This window comes from Mucilaginibacter sp. UYNi724, from assembly GCF_054057495.1.
Map to the genome: position 1 here is coordinate 1 of NZ_JBSRZI010000009.1, position 21,876 is coordinate 21,876.

The 21,876-nt window shown below is 44.1% G+C and carries 19 protein-coding genes; 4 read left to right on the plus strand and 15 right to left on the minus strand.

The window, feature by feature from the left end:
* Positions 1-175 precede the first annotated feature (175 nt).
* The 6 genes from ACVW0P_RS13720 to ACVW0P_RS13745 all read right to left on the minus strand — a co-directional run bounded on the left by ACVW0P_RS13720 (position 176) and on the right by ACVW0P_RS13745 (position 8,576).
* Positions 176-2,248: an IPT/TIG domain-containing protein gene (locus tag ACVW0P_RS13720; protein ID WP_457132615.1), complete on the minus strand. Its 2,073-nt coding sequence runs from the start codon at positions 2,246-2,248 to the stop codon at positions 176-178.
* Between the two features lie 152 nt (positions 2,249-2,400).
* Positions 2,401-3,408: a recombinase RecA gene (gene recA / locus ACVW0P_RS13725; RefSeq protein ID WP_354432164.1), complete on the minus strand. Its 1,008-nt coding sequence runs from the start codon at positions 3,406-3,408 to the stop codon at positions 2,401-2,403.
* 171 nt (positions 3,409-3,579) lie between these two features.
* Positions 3,580-4,341: an endonuclease III gene (nth, locus tag ACVW0P_RS13730; protein ID WP_457132616.1), complete on the minus strand. Its 762-nt coding sequence runs from the start codon at positions 4,339-4,341 to the stop codon at positions 3,580-3,582.
* Positions 4,342-4,554: 213 nt separating this feature from the next.
* Positions 4,555-4,755: a hypothetical protein gene (locus tag ACVW0P_RS13735; protein ID WP_457132617.1), complete on the minus strand. Its 201-nt coding sequence runs from the start codon at positions 4,753-4,755 to the stop codon at positions 4,555-4,557.
* Between the two features lie 273 nt (positions 4,756-5,028).
* Positions 5,029-7,578 carry a family 20 glycosylhydrolase gene (locus ACVW0P_RS13740; RefSeq protein WP_457132618.1) on the minus strand — a complete coding sequence of 850 codons (2,550 nt, stop codon included), beginning with the start codon at positions 7,576-7,578 and terminating at the stop codon, positions 5,029-5,031.
* 71 nt (positions 7,579-7,649) lie between these two features.
* Positions 7,650-8,576 (minus strand): cobalamin-binding protein, encoded by a 927-nt coding sequence (locus ACVW0P_RS13745; RefSeq protein WP_457132619.1) that lies wholly within the window; start codon positions 8,574-8,576, stop codon positions 7,650-7,652.
* A gap of 495 nt (positions 8,577-9,071) precedes the next feature.
* On the opposite strand from ACVW0P_RS13745, the gene ACVW0P_RS13750 reads away from it, so the two are divergent.
* Positions 9,072-9,698, plus strand: coding sequence for a LysE family translocator (locus ACVW0P_RS13750; RefSeq protein ID WP_457132620.1), 627 nt, complete (start codon positions 9,072-9,074; stop codon positions 9,696-9,698).
* Between the two features lie 318 nt (positions 9,699-10,016).
* Here ACVW0P_RS13750 and ACVW0P_RS13755 read toward each other — a convergent pair whose 3' ends face one another.
* The 6 genes from ACVW0P_RS13755 to ACVW0P_RS13780 all read right to left on the minus strand — a co-directional run bounded on the left by ACVW0P_RS13755 (position 10,017) and on the right by ACVW0P_RS13780 (position 14,987).
* On the minus strand, positions 10,017-11,078 hold the full coding sequence (locus ACVW0P_RS13755) for a DUF2157 domain-containing protein (RefSeq protein ID WP_457132621.1): 1,062 nt from the start codon (positions 11,076-11,078) through the stop codon (positions 10,017-10,019).
* A 160-nt stretch (positions 11,079-11,238) separates the two neighbouring features.
* Positions 11,239-12,189: a bifunctional riboflavin kinase/FAD synthetase gene (locus tag ACVW0P_RS13760; protein ID WP_457132622.1), complete on the minus strand. Its 951-nt coding sequence runs from the start codon at positions 12,187-12,189 to the stop codon at positions 11,239-11,241.
* A 59-nt stretch (positions 12,190-12,248) separates the two neighbouring features.
* On the minus strand, positions 12,249-12,974 hold the full coding sequence (gene truB, locus ACVW0P_RS13765) for a tRNA pseudouridine(55) synthase TruB (RefSeq protein WP_457132623.1): 726 nt from the start codon (positions 12,972-12,974) through the stop codon (positions 12,249-12,251).
* Between the two features lie 10 nt (positions 12,975-12,984).
* On the minus strand, positions 12,985-13,779 hold the full coding sequence (locus tag ACVW0P_RS13770; RefSeq protein ID WP_457132624.1) for an undecaprenyl-diphosphate phosphatase: 795 nt from the start codon (positions 13,777-13,779) through the stop codon (positions 12,985-12,987).
* Positions 13,779-14,039 carry a DUF3098 domain-containing protein gene (locus ACVW0P_RS13775; protein WP_457132625.1) on the minus strand — a complete coding sequence of 87 codons (261 nt, stop codon included), beginning with the start codon at positions 14,037-14,039 and terminating at the stop codon, positions 13,779-13,781. The genes ACVW0P_RS13770 and ACVW0P_RS13775 overlap by 1 nt, the downstream gene beginning before the upstream one ends.
* A gap of 69 nt (positions 14,040-14,108) precedes the next feature.
* Entirely contained in the window at positions 14,109-14,987 is an 879-nt protein-coding gene (locus ACVW0P_RS13780; RefSeq protein WP_457132626.1) for a cell division protein FtsX, read from the minus strand.
* Positions 14,988-15,324: 337 nt separating this feature from the next.
* On the opposite strand from ACVW0P_RS13780, the gene ACVW0P_RS13785 reads away from it, so the two are divergent.
* Positions 15,325-15,576: a hypothetical protein gene (locus ACVW0P_RS13785; RefSeq protein ID WP_457132627.1), complete on the plus strand. Its 252-nt coding sequence runs from the start codon at positions 15,325-15,327 to the stop codon at positions 15,574-15,576.
* 1 nt (position 15,577) lies between these two features.
* On the opposite strand, the gene ACVW0P_RS13790 is transcribed toward ACVW0P_RS13785, so the two are convergent.
* Together ACVW0P_RS13790 and truA are read right to left on the minus strand one after the other, a co-directional pair.
* The gene (locus tag ACVW0P_RS13790) at positions 15,578-17,443 is read right to left on the minus strand and encodes an ABC transporter ATP-binding protein (protein ID WP_457132628.1); all 1,866 of its coding nucleotides are present in this window, start codon (positions 17,441-17,443) and stop codon (positions 15,578-15,580) included.
* Between the two features lie 37 nt (positions 17,444-17,480).
* Positions 17,481-18,272 carry a tRNA pseudouridine(38-40) synthase TruA gene (truA, locus tag ACVW0P_RS13795; protein WP_457132629.1) on the minus strand — a complete coding sequence of 264 codons (792 nt, stop codon included), beginning with the start codon at positions 18,270-18,272 and terminating at the stop codon, positions 17,481-17,483.
* 79 nt (positions 18,273-18,351) lie between these two features.
* Between truA and ACVW0P_RS13800 the strand changes: the two genes are divergently transcribed.
* Positions 18,352-18,819: a DUF4293 domain-containing protein gene (locus tag ACVW0P_RS13800; protein ID WP_457132630.1), complete on the plus strand. Its 468-nt coding sequence runs from the start codon at positions 18,352-18,354 to the stop codon at positions 18,817-18,819.
* Between the two features lie 5 nt (positions 18,820-18,824).
* Here ACVW0P_RS13800 and ACVW0P_RS13805 read toward each other — a convergent pair whose 3' ends face one another.
* On the minus strand, positions 18,825-19,697 hold the full coding sequence (locus ACVW0P_RS13805; RefSeq protein ID WP_457132631.1) for an alpha/beta fold hydrolase: 873 nt from the start codon (positions 19,695-19,697) through the stop codon (positions 18,825-18,827).
* A gap of 301 nt (positions 19,698-19,998) precedes the next feature.
* On the opposite strand from ACVW0P_RS13805, the gene ACVW0P_RS13810 reads away from it, so the two are divergent.
* A complete protein-coding gene (locus ACVW0P_RS13810) occupies positions 19,999-21,852 on the plus strand; it encodes a DEAD/DEAH box helicase (protein ID WP_457132632.1) in 1,854 nt (617 codons plus the stop codon).
* Positions 21,853-21,876 lie beyond the last annotated feature (24 nt).

Below are 21,876 nucleotides of genomic sequence, written 5' to 3' on the forward strand. Positions count from 1 at the left end.
TATACTTTAAATGCGAGGCTTCACCTTTTACTTTAACTACCTTGTAACTCATTTTGTTGACCATTTATTAGTCAACTTTTTTCAGGACGAGACATACAAACAATAAGCCCCCACATTGCTGCGGGGGCTTCGATAAAAAACACTTACAAGTGGTAACCTGTACTATCTGTTAAACTTACAGTTTCCTTTTAAATATCCTGTATCGGTACGAGCCTAACTGCCCGGTGTAGACCATGATATAGATATTTCCATTAGCCCGTTCAACGCCAGCTATTTTATAGCCCGACGGAATAGCGTAATCTTTAAATGTAGCGCCAACATCATTAGATACGTGCAAGCTGTTCATATTGCTGTAAACTACGTAGTCGCCAAAGGTTTTCACAAGGAAGTTAAATTCGTTGGATACTAAAGTCCAGCTTTCGCCCTGGTTGGTTGATTTGTATAAGCGCTGATCTGTAATTTGCGACCTGGTAGTTTCCGGGCTAAATAAGCAGAAGATGCTTGAGCCGGTTATTTCGAAAAAATTTTGGGAGCCATAATCCAGGAAGTATAAACCGGTTGTAGCGCTTGCTGCCAACCATGTTTTGCCCTGATCGGTAGAACGGTATAGCTTTTTGGGGTCAGTGGCGCCGTGGGTGTTGTTGCTGGTTTTAATCGCATAGAAGTATTTGCCGTTGTAGTCGCTTGAGATATATTCTAACCCGCTACCGGTAGGGGCGTTGGTTTTAGTCCAGCTTGAGCCCGCATTTTGGGATCGAAACAATTCGCCGCCTGATAATAACGACACAACGTTATTCTTTGCCGAAATGCCGGTAAAGCTCCTGTCCGGGGATGATGCGTCCGGGACAAGTTTTGTCCAGTTGATACCGTCGGTGGTTTTTGCAACGCCTTTACTGGTAGTTACATAATACGTACCACCGTCAGCTTTTATTAGATGGATACTTAAGCCCGAAAACGATAATGGGAGCTTTTGATAGACATTGGTGTAAGTAGCACCGTCGGCGGTGTAATATAAAAAATTTGCGCCATCGGCCCCGCTAAACATGAAGCTGTTGCCGGATGATGCGGATAATACAGTTGTTTGCAGTGGGCTACCGAAATCTATCGGCGTCCAATCGCTGTTGTTTTGTGGGACAGTTACCGTGAATATACCCGCACTTGTTAACGCAGCACCCTTATTCACCGTAAGGTTTAGTTTGCCAGTAGTGGCACTTTGCGGTACCACAGCTTTTATTTGGGTTGCCGTAGCTGCTATTACATTAGCACCAACCAGTAAGCCTGTAGGGCCGCTAAATTTTACTACATTATCTGTTAGGGTTGTGCTATAATTTGTTCCCGTGATCGTAATGGTATCGCCAACTTTACCCGAGGTAGGGCTAAAGCTTGCTAGTGTCGCAGCTTGTATGTAGGTAAATGTAGGGCCGTTAGCAACTTCGCTGTTTTTTACTTTTACGGTTACGGCACCAGTGGTGCCTGCAACGGGCGCTTTAACCATTAACTTGGTTGCGGTTGCAGATATAACTTCGGCTTTCGTGCCGTTAAACTGAACAATATCATCAGCGGGTGTAGTGCTGTAATTTACACCGGTGATGGAAATGGTGTCGCCAACGCGGCCTTTAGCAGGGGCAATGTTTTCTATGGTAGGTTTATCGGCTACCGGGGTTGGGTCTTTTACTTCCGATTTTGGTTTGGTTATCACCGATGCAAAAGTGATTGTAAAATCACCTGCCGAGTTAAATTCACGGCCATCCGCCGTTTTGAATTTGATATCCCATTTAACGGTGATGTAGGTATCAGTTATGGTAACAGTGATTGAGCCTGATAACGCATAATAAGCGTTGCCACTATTATAATACTGCACATACGTTTGGCTGGTACCGGCATTTAATTTAATAGTTTTAGTGCCCGGGTTTAATGATGTGCCTACCTTTTTTGTTAGGGCGATGGAACCGTTCTTCAGGTCATCTAAGAAGAAGGTGAGTTTATTGCCGTCGGTATCCAGCGTTGCAGATGTTTCCAGAGACTTAACGCCGTCGCCGCTGGTTGTGTAAAGAGTCGATTTAATGCCATTCTCTTTGATTGCGAAGTCTTTTCCATCAATTTTACCCTCTGCTTTTGGGGTAACGTTTACCGGGGTAATTGGCGTGGGTTTAATGGTTGTCTCTTTTTTACAAGAGCTTACTATTGTAAGTAACAGGAACATCATTACAGATGTTCTTTTTAGTATTTTTTGTAATTGTGCTTTCATGATCGGGCAGGAGATTAAGTGTCCTTAAATGTCTGCCAATTAAATGGTTAGCCATATACCGCATATGTGGTATATTAAACTGCGTAAAAAACACAAGCAACAAAAAAGCCTCCCATTGGGAGGCTTTAAATATATTCTGTGAAGAGCGTATCTTAAACTTCTGCTAAGCTTTCGCCGGTAACGGTTGCTTTGATTTTTGCTTCCAGTTCTTCCATCAGTTCGGGGTTGTCCAGTATCAATTGTTTAACTGCATCCCGGCCCTGGCCTAAACGGGTTTCGCCATAGCTAAACCACGAACCTGCTTTTTTAATGATATTATACTCCACACCCAAATCGATGATCTCGCCTGCTTTAGAGATACCCTCACCAAACATAATGTCGAACTCGGCAATACGGAAAGGCGGCGCAACTTTATTTTTAACGATCTTCACCTTAACGCGGTTACCTGATACTTCGTCGGTATCTTTAATTTGAGAGATACGGCGCACATCCAAACGTACCGATGCGTAGAATTTCAATGCGTTACCACCAGTAGTAGTTTCGGGGTTACCGAACATTACGCCAATTTTATCGCGTAACTGGTTGATGAAAATACAGCAGCAACCTGTTTTGCTGATGGTACCTGTTAGTTTACGCAATGCCTGCGACATTAAACGGGCATGTAAACCCATTTTAGAATCGCCCATTTCACCTTCGATCTCCGCCTTGGGCACCAATGCCGCAACAGAGTCGATAACTAATATATCAATAGCACCTGAGCGGATCAGGTTATCGGCGATTTCCAAAGCCTGCTCGCCGTTATCCGGTTGTGATATTAAAAGGTTCTCTACATCTACACCCAGTTTTTTGGCGTAAAAACGGTCAAAAGCGTGCTCAGCATCAATAAATGCTGCTATGCCACCTTTCTTTTGGGATTCGGCTATGGCATGTATCGCTAATGTTGTTTTACCTGACGATTCCGGGCCATAGATCTCTATAACCCTGCCTTTTGGTAAACCACCTACACCTAAAGCGATATCAAGGCCCAAAGAACCGGTTGATATAGTTTCTGTAGGTTCAATAACGGAGTCGCCCAACTTCATGATGGTACCTTTACCGTATGATTTTTCTAGCTTATCTAACGTTAGCTGTAATGCCTTTAATTTATCTGCGTTGCTCATCTTAAATTATTGTGAAACAAATATAATACATTTTTTATAATTACTAATATTTTTAGTAATTATTTTTTATTTATTGATTTTGAACTTAAAATAGCTTTAAAATCCTTCGACAACCTCCGGATTACGAGCCATTTGTGCCTGACGTAAACTTACTTATCGCTGCCGTACCAATCAAATATCTTTATCAACACTGCGTTTGGCAAGTTCTTTACTTATAGCGTTTAAGGTCTTTCTCTTTTTGGCTTCTTTGGCTTTGCGGATATTTGCAGCTTCGGCTTTTAACAAGGCGGTCTCTGTGTTTTGCTGTTCATAATATTTGCAGAACCAGGTAAGCGGGCAAATTTCGCATTTGGGCGTACGGGCCACGCATATATAACGCCCGTGCAATATCAGCCAGTGATGTGCAATGGCCAAGGTGTTTTGCGGGAGGTATTGTACCAGCTGCTTTTCTACCGCCAGCGGGGTGGTAGCCCGTGTGGTTAAGCCAATGCGGTTTGATACCCTAAATACGTGTGTATCTACCGCTATAGCCGGCGCATCAAATACCACCGATGCGATTACATTGGCGGTTTTGCGCCCAACCCCCGGCATTTGCTGCAACTCATCTAAGCCGGATGGTACTATCCCATTAAACTTCCCAACCAGCATTTTACCCATACCTGCAAGGTGTTTGGCCTTATTGTTTGGATAACTAACGCTGCGGATATAGGTGAAGATCTCGTCCGCATCAGACGCTGCCAGTGCTTCGGCATTGGGGAAACGTTTGAAAAGGGCGGGGGTGATTTGATTAATGCGCTTATCGGTGCATTGTGCCGATAGGATCACGGCTACTAACAACTCGTATGGGCTATTATAATGCAGTTCGGTTTCGGCCTCTGGCTGATTTTTGGAAAAGTATTCTACAAAATGGTGGTAGCGGTCGGCTTTAAGCATGGTTGGTTCACTGGTTCATTAGTTCAATTGTTCATTGGTACTTGCCTAAAGCTTGCCGCCAATAATTACAAAATTATTAAACTATCCACCAATAAACTAATCAACCAGTGACAAATGAACGTTCGTAAAAAATAGAAAGGTTCATAAATCAAACCAATGGGTGTTATACCCAGCCGGAATTATCTATGAACCAGTGCGTTGGCGTAGTACTACTTAGCGACGGCTTTTTGAATAATCGAGGATGTAGTGAATCGTCTGCAGTTTTGGCTTCTTTTTAAGAAGGTCCAAATCAGCACGGAGTGAATGATAAAATATCATATCGTCCGCTTCCAGATTTTCATTTACTACCTCTGATTGTTTCACCTGCGCTTTGTTAGTGACCGCATTAAAAATTGAAGTAAAGGTTTCACCCATAAGCTGTTGATTGTTTAATTATAAAAGTAACGAGAATTATTTATTAATATTTTATAAAAATGAAAATTAAATGAAATTTCTTTCGTGGGTTAATATTTAACTGAAGCTATAAGGTGCAATTAAGAATATTAACTTATTCAATTGAAATTTCACAAGAAATTCGACTTTTAAACGATAGGAGGTTGTTGTATATTGTTGTGAACCTAACAAAAAAAGCCACCCCATACAGGACGGCTTTTGTAACAATATTATTATATTTTTTCTATGGACTAATTACATCGCCGGTGCTTGTTTATTCTGCGCTTCGGCTACGTTGCCGCCGCGGCCTTTGGCATCAAACGCGCGGAACTTGATGATGCCGTTTGCAGGGATAGGGTTTTCGTAAAGGGGGCTGTTGGCATCCGGCTCTTTACCGTTGGTGGTGTAACGGATAACCATACCGGGGAACTGGATATTGCTTTTGTATTTGCCATCCTCTACAATTACTCCCGGTTTTGGGATGCGGAAATTGTAGCCGCCGTTGTAGTATGCTAAGCGTGGCAATTCGCGTTTGCCTAAAATATTCAGGAATTTGCTCCAATCGGCATTGTACATTTCGCGGGCTTTGGTGGTATCGCGCTCGGTAGCCCATGCCGGGTCTTTAGCCCAGGCGCGTTCTGCCAAACCTATTAGCTTAGGGAAGATCATGTAATCCATCCGCTCCGGCGATTTCACCGTTTCGGCCCAAAGCGCGCCTTGCAGGCCTATAATGTTTGTTTTACCATAATCGGTAAGGCGTTGTTTGCCTATAAAAATGTTGCGGTTTATGGGCTGGCCATTCTTATCTACGTCGGCATTTTTAAAATAATCGTAAGGGATAAACGAGAAGAATTTATCGATGCCCAAAAACGCGCCCCAATAATAACCAGGCTCATCAAATGATTTGTAGTTGGCCATATCAAAGTACAGATTAGTTACACAGGTAAGTACCGTTTTATAACCACCGTTTGCCAGTTTATAGGCCAGGTCTTCCTGCCCGTCGCCAAGTACGTTGTTCCAAACATCAACCTGCATCTTCTCGCCAGCAAATTGCGGGTTAGGCACATAAGTGCTTTGCCCGTCTACCAGGGTTTTGCGCAGGGCCATTTCTTCCCAGCCCGCCAGGCGGATGTTGCGTTTCTTCAGGATCTCGTTCACTCTGCCGTAAAAGTAATACCACAGGTCGCCCGTGTTTTGGATGTCGGGGTTGCTTGCCTTTAGTGCTAAATACGACGGCGATTTTTCCCAAACATGCGGCGGCACTTCGTCGCCACCAAAGTGGATAGCAGGCAATGCGGCACCAGCCTCTTTGTACATATTCACCAGGTCGCCAACTACGGTTTCGATGTAGTTATAGGTTGATGGCATCGATACATCTATCACATTATCGTTCCAGTATTGTACCGAGCGGTATTCGGACTTATCATTTACATCGCGCAGCAAATTGCGTTCGGCACCCGCCTTATCGCCGGCAGCCATCAGGCGGTCGTACCTCGCATCCATCGCTTTGATAGAAGCACGTGCGTGGCCGGGGGTCTCTATCTCTGGCAATACAATTATGTGGCGCTCTGTGGCATATTTTAAAATTTCTATGTAGTCGGCTTTGGTATAAAACCCCGTGCCGGAAGTATTTGTAAAATCGGGGCCTGAACCATGCGAGGCGGGCAGGAAGCCTTTACTATCTAACGTATGCCCGCGTTTAGAACCAACGGCTGTCAGTTCCGGTAACGATGGGATCTCTATCCTCCAGCCCTCATCATCGGTTAGGTGCATGTGCAGGGTGTTCAGCTTGTACACGCCCATCAGGCTAATGAGTTTTAGCACCTGTTGTTTGCTTTGAAAGTTACGCGCTACATCCAGCATTACGGCTCGGTATGGGAAACGCGGTTCGTCCTTAACATTCACACAAGGCACAGGAATGCTGGCCTGCGCTTTCATCCATGGGGAGGCAGATATAGCGGTTTTGAACGACTGAATACCGTAGAATAAACCTGCCGTGGTTGATGCCGAGATAGTTATGTCATTGGGCGTAACGCTAAGCGTGTACGCCTCGGCACCTAAGCTTGCGTCCTTTTTAAAGATGATCTTTTTATCTTTTGATGTCCCTTTTAATTTACTGCCCACAAGATTTTCGATATCGGCGATAAAATTGCCCTTCTCTTTGGCAAAGAGTGGGTCGCTAACTATAGCGACGGCATTAGTGATGATAAAGCTGCCCGTATTCTCGGTATAACTCACCGGCGTAGGAATGATTTTTTGCAATTGCGATGAGGGTACATCCTTTACTATCTTGTTTTGGTTGTACAATATCTCCGGTGTAATTAATCCCTGGTAAGTCGGGTCAAATGGTTTAACGGTAAATTCGCCGGGCAGGTAGCCTTTGGTTGGCTCGGCATCCCAAACAAAGTACGGGCCTTCAATGGCATCGGTAAAGTTTACCACCACGGCCTCGCAGATATAATCTATCCGGATACTTTCACCGGGCCTTACTTCCTTAAATTTTTCGTTTGGGGTGATGCTGTATAAGTCGCCATTGGCCTGTACTATTTTGGCGTTACCGCTCACCGCATCCGCAATAAAATTACGCGACGAGTTAAAATAGATCTTCCAGCCACCCGCAGGCAAGGTTTGCTTCCCCTTGTTGGTGATAACTAACGACGTAAGCGCCTCGGGTTTATTCTTGTAATTGTTATCTACAACTTCCCAGCTTAGGTGCAGGTCTTTGATATCAAATGTTAGCGCATTGGCCATTACATTCACAGTGCATAGAGCAACAAACAACAACAGGGTTATAAAACGGCGCATTAGTTTATATTTAGGTTTATAACCGTAAATATAATGATTTTAAGATGTAGAAATACTTTTTAAAATATTTTTTAAAGTACAAATTTTATCCAACCTTCACCCTCGTATCCAAACGCGAATTGTTTGGGATGGATGATCTCGGCCAGGATCTCTACTGAGTCTACCACCCGTGGGCCGGGCCGGTTAAAGTACTGGTTGCCATCGGCAATGTAAACTCGGTTATTTTTCACCGCTTTCAAGTCGGCGAAGCCGGGTTGCTCTAACAGGATATTGATCTCGCGCATGGTGCGCTCGATAGAAAAGCCGCAAGGCATCAGCAGGATAATTTCGGGGTCGCTTTCACGTATGTCACCCCAACTTACATAGGGCGAATGCTTGCCGGCTTGCGCCAATATGGGTGTGCCCCCCGCAATTTGCACTAATTCGGGGATCCAGTTACCGGAGATCATCATGGGTTCCAGCCATTCCACACAGGCAACGGTTGGCTTGTTTTCCATAAACTTCAGCTTATGGCGGATGATGTCGACACGCTCGGTAAGATCATCCAATAACCGCTCACCTGCATCTACCACGCTTAGGGCAGCGGCTACGGTTTTGATATCTGCAAAAATATCGTCCAGGCTGTTGGGTTGCAGCGAAATTATCCGCGCCTGTTTATCTAAATAGTTTTCCAGCGCCTCCTCTACCTCGGGCAACGATACCGCGCAAACCTCGCACTGCGCCTGCGTAATCACTACATCCGGCGACAATTCTTTGATCACCTCCCGCTTAACCGTATAAACCGATAATGCATCGGCCAAGATCTCTTTCACCTTAACATCAATATCGGCACTGCTCATGCCATCGGAAAAGTTTGCTTCAGAGCATACAGGCAAGCTTTTTACACGCTCCGGGTAATCGCACTCGTGCGAGCGGCCCACCAGGCTGCTTTCTAATCCTAATGCGCAAACTATCTCGGTAGCGGCGGGTAATAACGAAACTATTTTATGAGCAGACATAATTTTCAGTTTGCAGTGTGTGGTTTGCAGTTTGCATAAACACACAGCTTTATGGTGCAAATATGCAAATTATAGAAACGGATAGAAAATGGATTTCTGGTGTCGCTTGTTACCCACCATCGTTCTGCCCAATTTCGGACAAAGCTATTTTGTCTGACAGGGGAAATAAAAAAAGAAATCCCACCAATCGAATAGATCGCTGTTTTGTCGCGGTTCACCTGAGCCTGACCAACTGAATGTAAGATATCCAAATGCGGCCTCAGCGCGTTGCGGGTAGCACAGGCTCTGCCTTACTACACCCTTTAATAGCGACGCGGTACAGCCGCGTGTTTTTTCTTTGGTTCCGTTTCTTTTTTGCGACAGAAAAGAAAGGAACAATCACAGAACTGGTGATTTGAAACCGCCATTCCTAACGAAGAATTAACCCGCAATTTTATCTAAAAGCGTCGTCGACTGCCTGCTGCAATTATCCTCTTAAATATTATCTTTACGGCAATGATATTCCTAACCTTTTTTATCGGGATAATAGCCAACTTTATTGGCTACATACCACCCGGTAACATCAACCTTACTTTAATGCAGATCACCATAAACCGCGGCATGAAACAGGCGCTGCAGTTTATTATAGCCTTTAGTTGTATAGAGTTCTTTTTTACCTACGCGGTGATGCAGGGGGCAAAATGGTTATCTGAAGAAGTTAAGCTTGATACCATTATCGACTGGGTAATGGTGGTGCTATTTGGCACGCTGGGTACCATTACCTGGCTTAACCGCAACAAGCCACCAAAAACTACTTACAGTAACCACGCCAGCATTAAGTACGGCATATTGCTGGGTTTCCTGAACCCCATGCAGATCCCCTTCTGGATGGTGACAGGCACGTACCTGATCACACATGAATGGATAGAGGATGGCGCCGTCGCGTTGGTTATTTTTAGTATCGGATCGGCAGCGGGGGCGTTTATAGCGCTGTACCTATATGCCCGCTTCGCTAAATTTTTACAGAAAAAGTTTGAACTAAGCACTAAAGCGGTGGATATCGCTATCTCGATCTTGTTCTTTTCGTTTGCCGCTTACCATATTTTTAAGCAGATCTACCTGGTTTATTTTAAGCACCGCTAAAACCTTTAATGGCCTCGAAGTATGCTTAAATAATCAAACCGAACCTATCGCAGGTCGTTTTTTGGTGATTTAATGTGGAAAAATGTGCAATTATTGGGGGTGTCTCATGGTGTACCACGCTGTACCGTTTTTTGGTGAATGAGATGGCAGCCCAAAATCGTTTAAAGTATTAAATTACAGAATATTCTTTATTTTATTTAAAAAAACACTCGAGGTAAGATGGAAAATTGATAATTTGTTATTAACTGATTATCAATTTGTTCCGTTTTTAATTTGAGTTATGTAATAAAAAGTGGGACACCTTGTTGATTTGGGCGGCTATTCTTCGGCTACCTGCGGTTTGGCGGTGTTGATATTCCAGATCTTTTCTGCCTTGCGGCCGATGAGCCAAAACGACAACGCCAAGATGGAGAAGAACAGCGTTTTGTTCGTACCATCCCAAAAGTATTCGAAGTATTTGGTGTATAGGAATATGATGAGGAAGGTAATGCCAAACTCGCGGGCTATCTCGTCTTTGTATCTTAACCCGTAAAGCAGGAATGCCCCCGCTACTACAGCCGAGATGATGCCCCAGTAGAAAAGACTGATCTGTTTTATCTGCCACCAAACTTCCATACTGCCGTAATTGCCAAATATGCTAAGCAACCAAAGCGACATAAACAGGTACAGCATGCCGACTACATAGGTGAGTTCCCAGAAGTAAGCAAACCATTTTTTGCCTTTAAGCAGATGGCATGCGCCTACCGCCAGTAACCCGAATAACACAAAACGCAGCGGGTAGTTCATCCCCAAAAAGTATAATGCCCAATTAGTTTGATACCCCGTTTCTGTACCGAACCAGCTGCCCAATGATACCAACGCGAATAGCCAAATAAGCCTCGAGCGCATTCGGGAGGCCAAAACGCCATATATAAACACTGATACCAGGAACAAAATGGAATAATGCCCCGAGCCGTTATCAAACGTTTTACCGAGGTAGGCTATGCAGCTGGCGGTGAAAAATACCCCTAAAAATATAGTGGCCTCGTTACTGAAAACTTTTTCGGGGTATTGTTTTTCGCGTTTACGGCCTATCAAAAACAAGCCTGCGGCTGCTACTCCGGATAAAATACTGATGACAATATCGGGGGTATCGTATAAGGTTTTTATCCAGACGAGAACGGCATCATCTACAATTAATGACCCGATGGCTATGGCGCCACAGAACAGGGCAACCCAAATACTGTACTTAGCCAAACGCATCCAGTCGAACCCTTTTACCTCGTAAGAGGTGCGGAGTTTTTCGGCCTGGGTGGCGTCTACTAAGTTGTTTTTTTGCCAATGCGCGATGGTATCGTTCAAAAAGTCACTTTCCTGCCGGTCGATATTTAGTTTAGCCATAGGTTTACAGATACTAATTTAGGCTAATTACATTAATTAATATGAAGATTTAGTGAAATTGTATATCGCACGAAGAAATACCGGTATGATTTGGCTAAAGCCGGGAAATAATCATTTAAAACCCGCCCCATAAATGGGACGGCAATGAACCAACAATTGGCTATGTATTAAACTGCGGACCGTCGATAATCAACAGGGCTTGTACATCTTCTTTATCCTTGCCCAACTGCACAACCAATTGCTCCAGTGATTCGAACTTAACATCGCCGCGCACAAAGTGTAAAAACTCCATCCTGATCCGCTGGTTGTAGATGTCTTCTTTAAAATCGAAAATATTTACTTCGATATTCCTCGTCATCCCGTTAACGGTTGGGCGGTGACCTATGTATGCCATACCCGTATATTCTTTACCGGCTACCTTAACTTTCACGGCAAAAATGCCATCGGCAGGGATCAGTTTATAGCTTTCTTCGATAAGCAAGTTGGCTGTTGGGTAACCCAACTCGCGGCCTAATTGGTCGCCACGGATAACCTTGCCTGTGATGAAAAACGGATAGCCAAGGCATTCGTTAGCAATATTTATATCGTTATCCAGCAAGGCCTTACGGATACGGGTAGAACTGATGGCAACATCGTTTATATCCTGCTCGGGAATCTCTACCACCTCAAAATCGTATTGAGGGGCAAGGGTAAGCAGGTCCTGCAAGCCGCCCTGCCTGTCCTTTCCAAAGCGGTGGTCGTAACCTATCACGATAGTTTTAGTACCTATCTTGTTCACCAGCACATCACGGATGTAGCCTTCGGCAGTTTGGTTAGAAAAATCTCTGGAGAATGGGGTGATAATTAAATGATCGACGCCTAATTGTTCCAGCAGTTCGGCCTTCTCGTTGATAGTGTTGATAAGTTTGATGCTTTCGTCCTCGGGGTGCAATATCATCCTGGGGTGCGGGAAAAACGTCAGGATAACTGTTTCGCCACCGGTAACGGCAGCCAGTTCTTTTATGCGCGATATAATTTTACGGTGCCCAATGTGCACACCATCAAAAGTACCAATGGTAACCACGGCATTTTTAACAGGCGTAAATTCATCAATATGATTATAGATCTTCATCGTGTAGCTGCACAAAGGTAAAAGGACTAAGCAGCTTTTTGCTTGTTGAAGTGTAAAATTTACAAAGCGGGGTTTACTTGTTCACGCGCTTTCAACTCCCTGATAGTATCTACCAACTCCAATATCTCATGCGCATCTTCAACCTTATAGTTCCCGCTACGTGTACGCCTCAATGCCGACATGTACGCGCCATTATCAAGCGCCTTACCAAAATCGTTCACCAACGAGCGGATATAGGTGCCCTTGCTGCATACCACACGGAAATCAACCTCGGGTAATTCTACACGGGTTATTTCAAATTCGGAGATGGTGACGTTACGAAGTCGCAGTTCCACCTCTTCGCCGCGCCGGGCCTTTTCGTAAAGGCGTTCGCCGTCAATTTTTATCGCCGAGTGTGCAGGAGGGTATTGTTGAATGTCCCCCGTAAATTGTGCGCATGCGGCTTTTATCTGGTCGTCGGTAAGGTGGCTGGTTTCAAATTTCGCTTCCGGTTCGCTCTCCAAGTCATAGGTTGGGGTGGTTGCACCAAGCACCATGGTACCTGTGTATTCTTTCTCCTCGGCCTGGAAGGTGTCTATCTGCTTGGTCATTTTACCGGTACAGATGATAAGTAACCCGGTAGCCAAAGGGTCAAGTGTGCCGGCGTGGCCTACCTTAAGTTTTAAGGGCTTAAAAGAGTTGCGCAGTTTGCCCACTACATCAAAGCTTGTCCATTCTAAGGGTTTATTGATGAGGAGGAGTTGCCCATCGGCAAAGTCTTGTATGGATTGGAAAGAAGTACTCAATACCTAAAGGTTATATCACCTGTAAATTATGCCCGCTTAGGTATAGGATAATTATTATCCCGCCTACCAAAATACGGTACCAGCCAAAAAGCTGGAAGCCGCGGCGCTCTAAAAATGTGATGAATGTTTTGATAGCCAACAGGGCTACTATAAATGCGATGACGTTACCTACAGCCAAAAGCTTGATTTCTTCGCCGGTAAATACGTGGCCGTCTTTGTAAAAATCGTACATCTTTTTCGCCGTTGCGGCAAACATCGTTGGCACTGCTAAAAAGAAAGAGAACTCCGCAGCGGCCTTGCGGCTTAGCTTTTGGCTCATACCACCAACAATGGTAGCAGCAGAGCGCGACGTGCCCGGTATCATCGATAAACACTGGAAGAAACCGATCTTCAACGCGGTTAAATAGCTGATCTCTTTTTCTTCCGTAATAGTTGGCTTGTTAAACCACTTATCTACAAAAAGCAAAATAACGCCACCGATAAATAGGGTTATACCAACTGTTAAAGCGCTTTCCATCAAAGCATCTATCTTTTTACTGAACAGCAACCCAAAGACAGCAGCAGGTATAAATGCTACAAAAAGCTTATAGTAAAAATTGAGCGATTGAAAGAACCGTTTAAAGTACAACACCACTACCGAAAGGATAGCTCCTAACTGGATAGCAACTGTAAACAACTTAACAAAATCGTCGCTTTGAATACCCATTACCGATGAGGCAATGATCATATGCCCGGTAGATGAGATAGGTAAAAACTCGGTGATACCCTCTATAATAGCAAGGACAATTACGTGGATGATATTCATTACTTAACGCTTGGCTTTTTTAGGATTGCGTAAAAACCAAGGCCAAAGCCTGCCAGCACAACAATTGGCGCTATAACAATTTTGGTGGTGCTGTAAATATCAGTAGTACCGCTCATTAACACAAAACCAAAGGCTACCACAGCTACGCTGATGATGAGCCACATGTAGTTGTCTTTAGTAAATATAAATTGAGCAGGCGTAACTTCCGTTACCGGGGCCTGTGTTTTGCTTGCAGCTGTTTTTGTTTGTTGCAGTGCCATATTTTTAATTAGTGAATGTTGAATTAGTGTCCCGATAGCTATCGGGATTTGACCGATTGATATTATTAACTACCTGTACAGGTCGTATATTTTTAAGCGTAAAAATTTGTTAACCGCCAGGAACGTGCTAAAGGCCGATATAAATATGCCCAGTATCACGATGCCTAAAAATACCATACCAAACTCGGCAGGGCTTTGCAGGATAACCAGATCGGGGATCTGCTTGTTGGCTACAAATAACGTTCCTATCAATATCACAATAGATATTAACGCGCCAAGCAAACCATGCCAAACACCGTAAAGCAAAAACGGCTTACGGATAAACCCTTTTGTAGCACCCACCAGTTGCATAGATTTGATCAGGAAACGTTGCGAATAAATGGCCAGCCTGATGGTATTATTTATCAACGCTACCGACAGGATAATGAAGATCCCCGCGAACGCCAGTATAATTAAGCTGATCGATGTTAAGTTAGCGTTCATCTGGTCTACCAGTGATTGCTGGTATTTCACCTCTTTAACCAGTTTGTTTTTAAGCAGCTCGGCTTTAAATTTTTCTATACCGGCGTTGTTGGCGTAATCGGCCTTCAGGTAAATATCCAACGATTGCGATAACGGGTTATACCCCAGGAATTTTACAAAGTCTTCGCCAAGGTCCTTTTGCAGGTTGCGCGCGGCAAGTTCTTTACTTACATACGCGGTTTGCTTTACCATGGGGTTACCGTCCAGTTGTTTTTGCAGTTGCAGCACATCTGTTTCGTGGGCAGAATCGTCCATAAATATATTCAGCACAATGTTTTCCTTAACGTAGCGCGAAAGGTTATTGGCGTGTACCAATATTAAGCCCAACAGCCCTATCATCAATAAAACCATGGCAATCCCAAAAACGGTAGATATGTATATCGTTTTGGTTTTTTTTGCTGATTCGCTTGCTTCAAATTCTTCCATGCGTTGTTGTAGATAGTTTGCGAAATTAACAAACCTGCCCTAAAGGTAAAAGTTTATAGTGGATAATTAACAATAATTAACGGAAGGCAGATCCTATTGATTATATGATTGCCCTGATTCTTTTTTCATTGCCGTCCCATTTATGGGGCGGATCATAAATAATCAGGGCTTGGCTTTAGCCAGAACTTACGTGATTTTTTTGGCTAAAGCCCGGACTTTACTTGAAGGGCCCATCGGCTAAAGCCGATGGCAATGAATTACAGGTAAAAATCGCCGCAATTATACCAAACAATTAAATCAGCGGTCAACAAATCTAACTTTCACCTGTTATCCTTACATGACAACTCCAGCAAACGACCACGATAAACCGTCACCATCTGACACCCCGACCGAAAGGCCTGCCGATAACGGGCACAAAAGCGTTGTAAAAAACGAGGACAAGCGGTACAATGCCGATGAACCCGCGCAAGAAAATGTGGCTAAAAAATATGAGAAGGAAGAGCAGCCCGTTAACCCGGTAAAAAGTCCTCCCAAAGAAAACCAGCCCGATGCATCTGATGATGATAACCGCCGTTTAGAATCTAAATAAATTATTCCTGTGGTTTGGCTATACCTGCCGAATTAAATTGCAGGTCGTATAGTTTGCGGTAATAACCGTTGTCAATCCGTAGTAATTCCTGGTGGGTGCCCATTTCCTTGATCTCGCCATGGTCAAGCACGATGATCTTATCGGCATTTTGGATAGTTGATAAACGGTGGGCTATAACGATAGCCGTACGGCCCTGCATCAGCTTATTAATGGCACTTTGTATCAGCAATTCCGTTTCGGTATCTACGGATGAGGTGGCCTCGTCCAATACCAAAATAGCCGGGTTATAAACCAGCGCACGGATGAACGAAATCAGTTGTGCCTGCCCTGCAGATAGGGTTGCGCCGCGCTCCATCACATTATAATCGTAACCGCCGGGCAGACGCTCAATAAAATCGTGTGCGCCAACATCTTTTGCTGCCGCGATGATCTCTTCTCTTGTAATGTTGGGATTATTCAGGCTGATGTTGTTGCCGATGGTATCTGTAAACAAAAATACATCCTGTATAACCGTGGCGATTTTTGATCGCAGATAATCAACTTTATATTCGCGGATGTCGTGCCCATCTACCTTTACCTCGCCTTTGCCGATGTCGTAAAAGCGATTAAGGATGTTAATAGTAGATGATTTACCCGCGCCGGTAGCACCCACCAAAGCCAGCGTTTCACCTGGTTTTATGTGGAAGTTGATATCTTTCAACACCCAATTCTCGTCGTTATAGGCAAACCAAACGTTATTAAATTCTATCGCGCCCTGCAAAACGGCCGGGGCAAGTTTACCATCATCGGTAGCAACCTCGTCGGTATCTAACACTTTAAAGATCCTGTCGGCACCTACCATACCCATTTGCAGAGTGTTGAATTTATCGGCCAGCTGGCGTATGGGTCGAAACAGCATGTTCAGCAACACGATAAACCCTGTAATTACACCCGGCGTGATTCCATTTGGCGAAGCCGATAACGCGTGCATTTGCTGATCGTTCAGGATGCGTTTACAGCCATACCAAACCAGCAGTGCGATACAGATAGCAAACAAAATCTCTACCACCGGGAAGAAGATAGAATAGTACCAGTTAGACCGGATGTTAGCATCGCGGTACTTCTCGTTCACCGACCGGAATTTCCGCATCTCCTGCTCCTCGCGGGCAAAGTATTGGATGATGCTGATGCCGCTGATGTGCTCGGCCAAAAATGTATTCAGCTGCGCCACTTGCGTACGCACTTCCTGAAAAGATGATTTGATGGCTTCTTTAAACACATAGGTAGATGCAAAAAGTAAAGGCATCGGTATCAGGGTTATCAACGCCAGCTTCCAATCCTGCCACATCATGTAACCTATAACGGCTATTAACAACAGCATATCGCCCATAATGGAGATCAACCCCTCAGAAAATATATCTGCAATGGTCTCCAGATCAGATACCGTACGGGTGATAAGCATCCCGATTGGTGTACGGTCGAAATATTTTAGACGCAGGCTGGTGATATGGTTAAAAACATCCTTCCGCAAGTCGCGAATTACGGATTGGCCAAGCGCGTTGGTTAAATAGGTTTGATAATACTGGGCAACGGTTTGCACCAGCAACTGGGCTATCATCAGCCCAACCATAAAAACCAGCCCGTTGTAATCGTTACCCAATATATTTACATCGAGTGTCCGCTGTATCAATATGGGCTGCACCAAGGCAATAGCGGCCAAAAATATAGTAAGGAAAGTAGCTATTACAAAAGTGCGGTTATAAGGTTTTACATAATGCATAACCCGGCCCAGCAGCTTCCAGTCGAGCGCTTTGCCCGTAACGCTCGCCCCCCCGCCCCCTGAAGGGGGAGCTTTTGAAGTATCTTTTTTATTTTCTTCTTTACTCATAAATTTACATCTCAAATTCGGTTTCCCCTTTAGGGGGTTAGGGGGCTAACGAATAAGAGTATTTTATTTCCGTTAAATATAACCCGCATGCCGGTACACTTGTGCCTGCCTTGCTTCGGTTTTTACTATCGATAACCTTGCGGATCTCTTCTGGCTGCATCTCACCACGGCCAACCTGCAGCAACGTGCCCACAATAGCACGCACCATGTTGCGCAGAAACCTATCGGCAGAGATATGGAAAACGATCCCGTTTTCGGTCTGCACCCACTCCGCTTTTGCAATTTTACAATTATTGGTTTTAACCTGCGTATTACTTTTACTAAAACAGCTAAAATCTGTATCTTCCATGACTATTGCTGCCGCCCGGTTCATAAGCTCCAGAGCAGGTTTATCGCGAATGAGCCACGAGTAACCGTTTAAAAATGGGTTCTTTTCAAAATGGATATGGTACTCGTAAGACCGCAGCTTGGCATCAAACCTGGCATGCGCTTCGGGATGGACGGGGATAATATTTTTGATTGCGATGTCGTGCGGAAGCAGGGCGTTGAGCCCCCTAACCCCCTGAAGGGGGAACTTTTGAAAAGCATCTCCTATCCCCCCTTCAGGGGGCTGGGGGGCTTCAACATCTAAATGCGCAAAGTATTCTGTTGCATGCACGCCGGTATCAGTCCTTCCGCAGCCGATGGTTTCTATGGGTTGGCGTAACAAAGTGCTGAGGGCTTTGTCCAATACTTCCTGTACGGTTACGGCATTTGGCTGTACCTGCCAGCCGTGGTAATTTGTACCATCGTAAGCCAGTTCAATAAAGTATCGTTGGGTGTTTGCCACGGCGCAAAGTTAACATCATTTACGATTTTAGATTTACCAAATACCATTCTATATTTGCTTACAACTTACAATCAATAAAATGCTACAAAGAATCCAATCGATATACCTGCTTTTCGCTTCATTAGTGATCTTCGCGCTGTTCGTATTCCCGCTTGCCCACAACATTTTTGTGGATGGCAAACTGGTTAATGTAACCGTAACCGGCGTTTATGAAATAGTGAACGGACAAGACAAGCAGACCCACCCCTTTCTCCCGCTTACCATTGCTACAGTACTGGCAGCTATTATCCCACTATTTTTGATCTTTTTATATAAGAACCGCAAGCAGCAGATCACTATAAGCTATGTGGCAATATTGGTAATGATAGGTTATAGTTTTTGGATGGCCCAAACCGTTAAAAACGTAGTTGGCCCAATAACCCTGGAGTACAAAAATATGGGCATCGGCTTGTTCTTAACCTCGTTAAGTATTGTGCTTATCATCTTCGCTATTAAAGCAATCCAAAGGGATGAGAAGCTGGTAAAATCGGCAGATAGGTTGAGGTAAGAAACCTAATTAAACCTCCCAAATCCTTCTACCTTTCTGTAAGGCTTGGCAAAAAAATCGCCTACAACCTGGTTAAACATGTCCCGATAAAATATCGGGGTAGAATGGCCCGAGTTGGGCAAGATCCAAAGGTAAGCGTTAGCTATATTCTCCGCGATCAGCATAGTATGGTTGGTGGTTATCACATCATGGTCGCCGCCTATCACGAGAGTTGGGCAGGTTATTTTCTTTAATGCGGCCAGTTTAATATGCGGTTCATAGCTAAGCAAGTGCAGCAATTTTACCTGTACCTTCATGTCATCGGTTGGGTTTTTGATCTTCTTCATGGGATCGGCCGCAACGGTGTTCATTTTCATGGCGTAATCATAAATAAACTTATCTACAGCGCTGGTATCGGGCCAAAGGTTGGCACCCGTAACAGCAAGTTTTTTTATTTTGTCGGGGTGGTTCATGGCTAATAATAAACCTTCTATACCGCCGTCGCTCCATCCTATCACATTCGCGTTTTTTACTTGCAAGTGTTCCATCAGCGCGTTCAGGTCATCGCTCATCATTTCGTATGTGATGGAATCTTTAGTATCCACAGATTTCCCCTGCGAGCGGCTATCCGCCAGTATCACCCGGTAATTCTTGGCAAAGTATGGGATCTGGTACCTGAAGTTATTGATAGAGCCGCCATTGCCATGAATGATAAGCATCGGCTCGCCTTTACCATACACCTCGTAATACATTTTAAAACCACGCAAGGTTACAAATTTGCCCACGGCAGGGTTATTACCATATTTAGTGGTGTCTTTATCTGGTTTTTGCTGCGCGTAACTAACTATCGTGAGCAATAATAACAGGGTTGATAATAGTGCTTTGGCAAGGCATTTCATGATACTAAGGTATTAATGTGTTTAAAGATAGGTATTATAGCTGATTTTCAGTAGTTTTCATAATAGGGCCTAACATTGTTTAACACTTTTTAAAAGACGCTAAAAACCGGCGATGTGTACCCCCTACACTAATGTCAAAATCATTAACATAAAAAGCATGTTGATTTTAAGCCTGTTAACCTCAATCTAACCTGTAATTTTACCAGTATCATAAATTTAAAAATGAGTATTTGCAATATCAAATATTAATTGTACTTTTGCACCCGATTTGGCGATGTAGCCAAATACGTTATTTTAATTCATGAACCCATTTATCAATCTGGGAATCCGTCATGATATTGTTAATGCCATCTCTGAGTTAGGATTTGAAAATCCTACACCAATCCAGGAACAGTCAATTCCGGTATTGTTAACAGGCAGCAACGATTTTGTCGGATTAGCCCAAACAGGGACCGGTAAAACAGCTGCTTTTGGACTGCCGTTATTAGAACTGCTTAATTTCGAAGAAAATCATCCGCAGGCGCTTATTTTATGCCCAACACGTGAACTTTGTTTACAGATCACGAACGACATTAATAACTACGCCAAAAAAATGAACAACGTACATGTTGTTGCAGTTTATGGCGGTGCCAGCATTCAGGATCAGTTACGCCAAATTAAACGTGGTGTACAGATCGTTGTTGCCACACCAGGCCGTATGCTTGACATCATTAACCGTAAGGCGATCAATTTTTCGCAGGTTAAGTTTGTAGTATTGGATGAGGCTGATGAGATGCTCAACATGGGCTTCCAGGAAGACATTGACAGTATTTTATCTACCACTCCGGACGAGAAAAAAACTTGGTTGTTCTCAGCCACTATGCCTTCTGAGGTTAGAAGGATCGCTAAAAAATACATGGATAACCCTTTTGAGTTAACCATGGGCGAAAAAAATACAGGTAATGTAAATATCGAGCATGAGTACTACGTAGTACGTGCCCGTGATAAATACGCTGCCTTTAAACGTATTGTTGACAATAACCCACAGATCTTTGGTATCGTATTTTGCCGTACCAAAATTGAAACTCAGGAAATTGCTGAATCACTAATTAAAGACGGTTACAACGCCGATGCTTTACATGGTGACCTATCACAACAACAACGCGATAAGGTAATGAAACGCTACCGCGAACGCAGCCTGCAGTTATTAATTGCTACTGATGTTGCAGCACGTGGTATTGATGTTAATGATGTTACACACGTTATTAACTACAGCTTACCAGATGAGATCGAGAACTATACACACCGTAGTGGCCGTACAGCCCGTGCAGGTAAAATGGGTGTATCTATCGCTATCATCAACAGCAAAGAGCTTGGTAAAATTCGCCAGATAGAACGTGTAATTGGTAAAAAGTTTGTAAAAGCCGAAATACCTACAGGTTTTGATGTTTGCGAAAAACAGTTATTTGCACTTGTACACAAAGTACATAACGTAACCATAAACGAAGAGCAAATTGAGCAATACATACCGCGTATTATGGATGAGTTTGCTGAGTTAAGCAAAGAGGATGTGATCAAACGTTTTGCATCGTTAGAGTTTAACCGCTTTTTAGATTATTATCAAAATGCACCAGACCTTAACGCCCCTGCTGATGATCGCAGCAGAGATGGTGAAAGAGGCGAGCGCGGTATGCGCGAGGCTGGTGGCAAATCAGAATACACACGTTTGTTTATTAACTTAGGTAGTGTTGATGAGTTTAACCGCGGCGATTTGCTGGGTTACATTTGCAACAACTCTAAAATAAGCGGGCGCACCGTTGGTAAAATTGATGTTAAAGGTGTTTACTCATTCTTTGAAGTAAGCAACGGCGATGTTGACCAGGTAGTGAACAACTTTAAAGGCGTTGAATTTAAAGGCCGCGAAGTTAGGATCGAAATATCTGGCGAAGGCACCAGCAGCCCAAGAAGCGGCGGTGGCGAAAAACGTGAAGGTGGTTACCAAAGGCGCGAAGGCGGTGGCGGTTACAACCGTGATAGGAATAGTGGTGGTGGTGGCGGACGCCGCGAAGGTGGTACCAGGGACAGGAACAGTGGCGGCGGCAACGGCGGTGGTGGTTTCCGTGATTTCTCTGGCAAACCCCGCGAAGAGCGCCCTGAACGCCGCAGAAGGTTTTAATATTAGTTAGTTTCATAAGAGCTT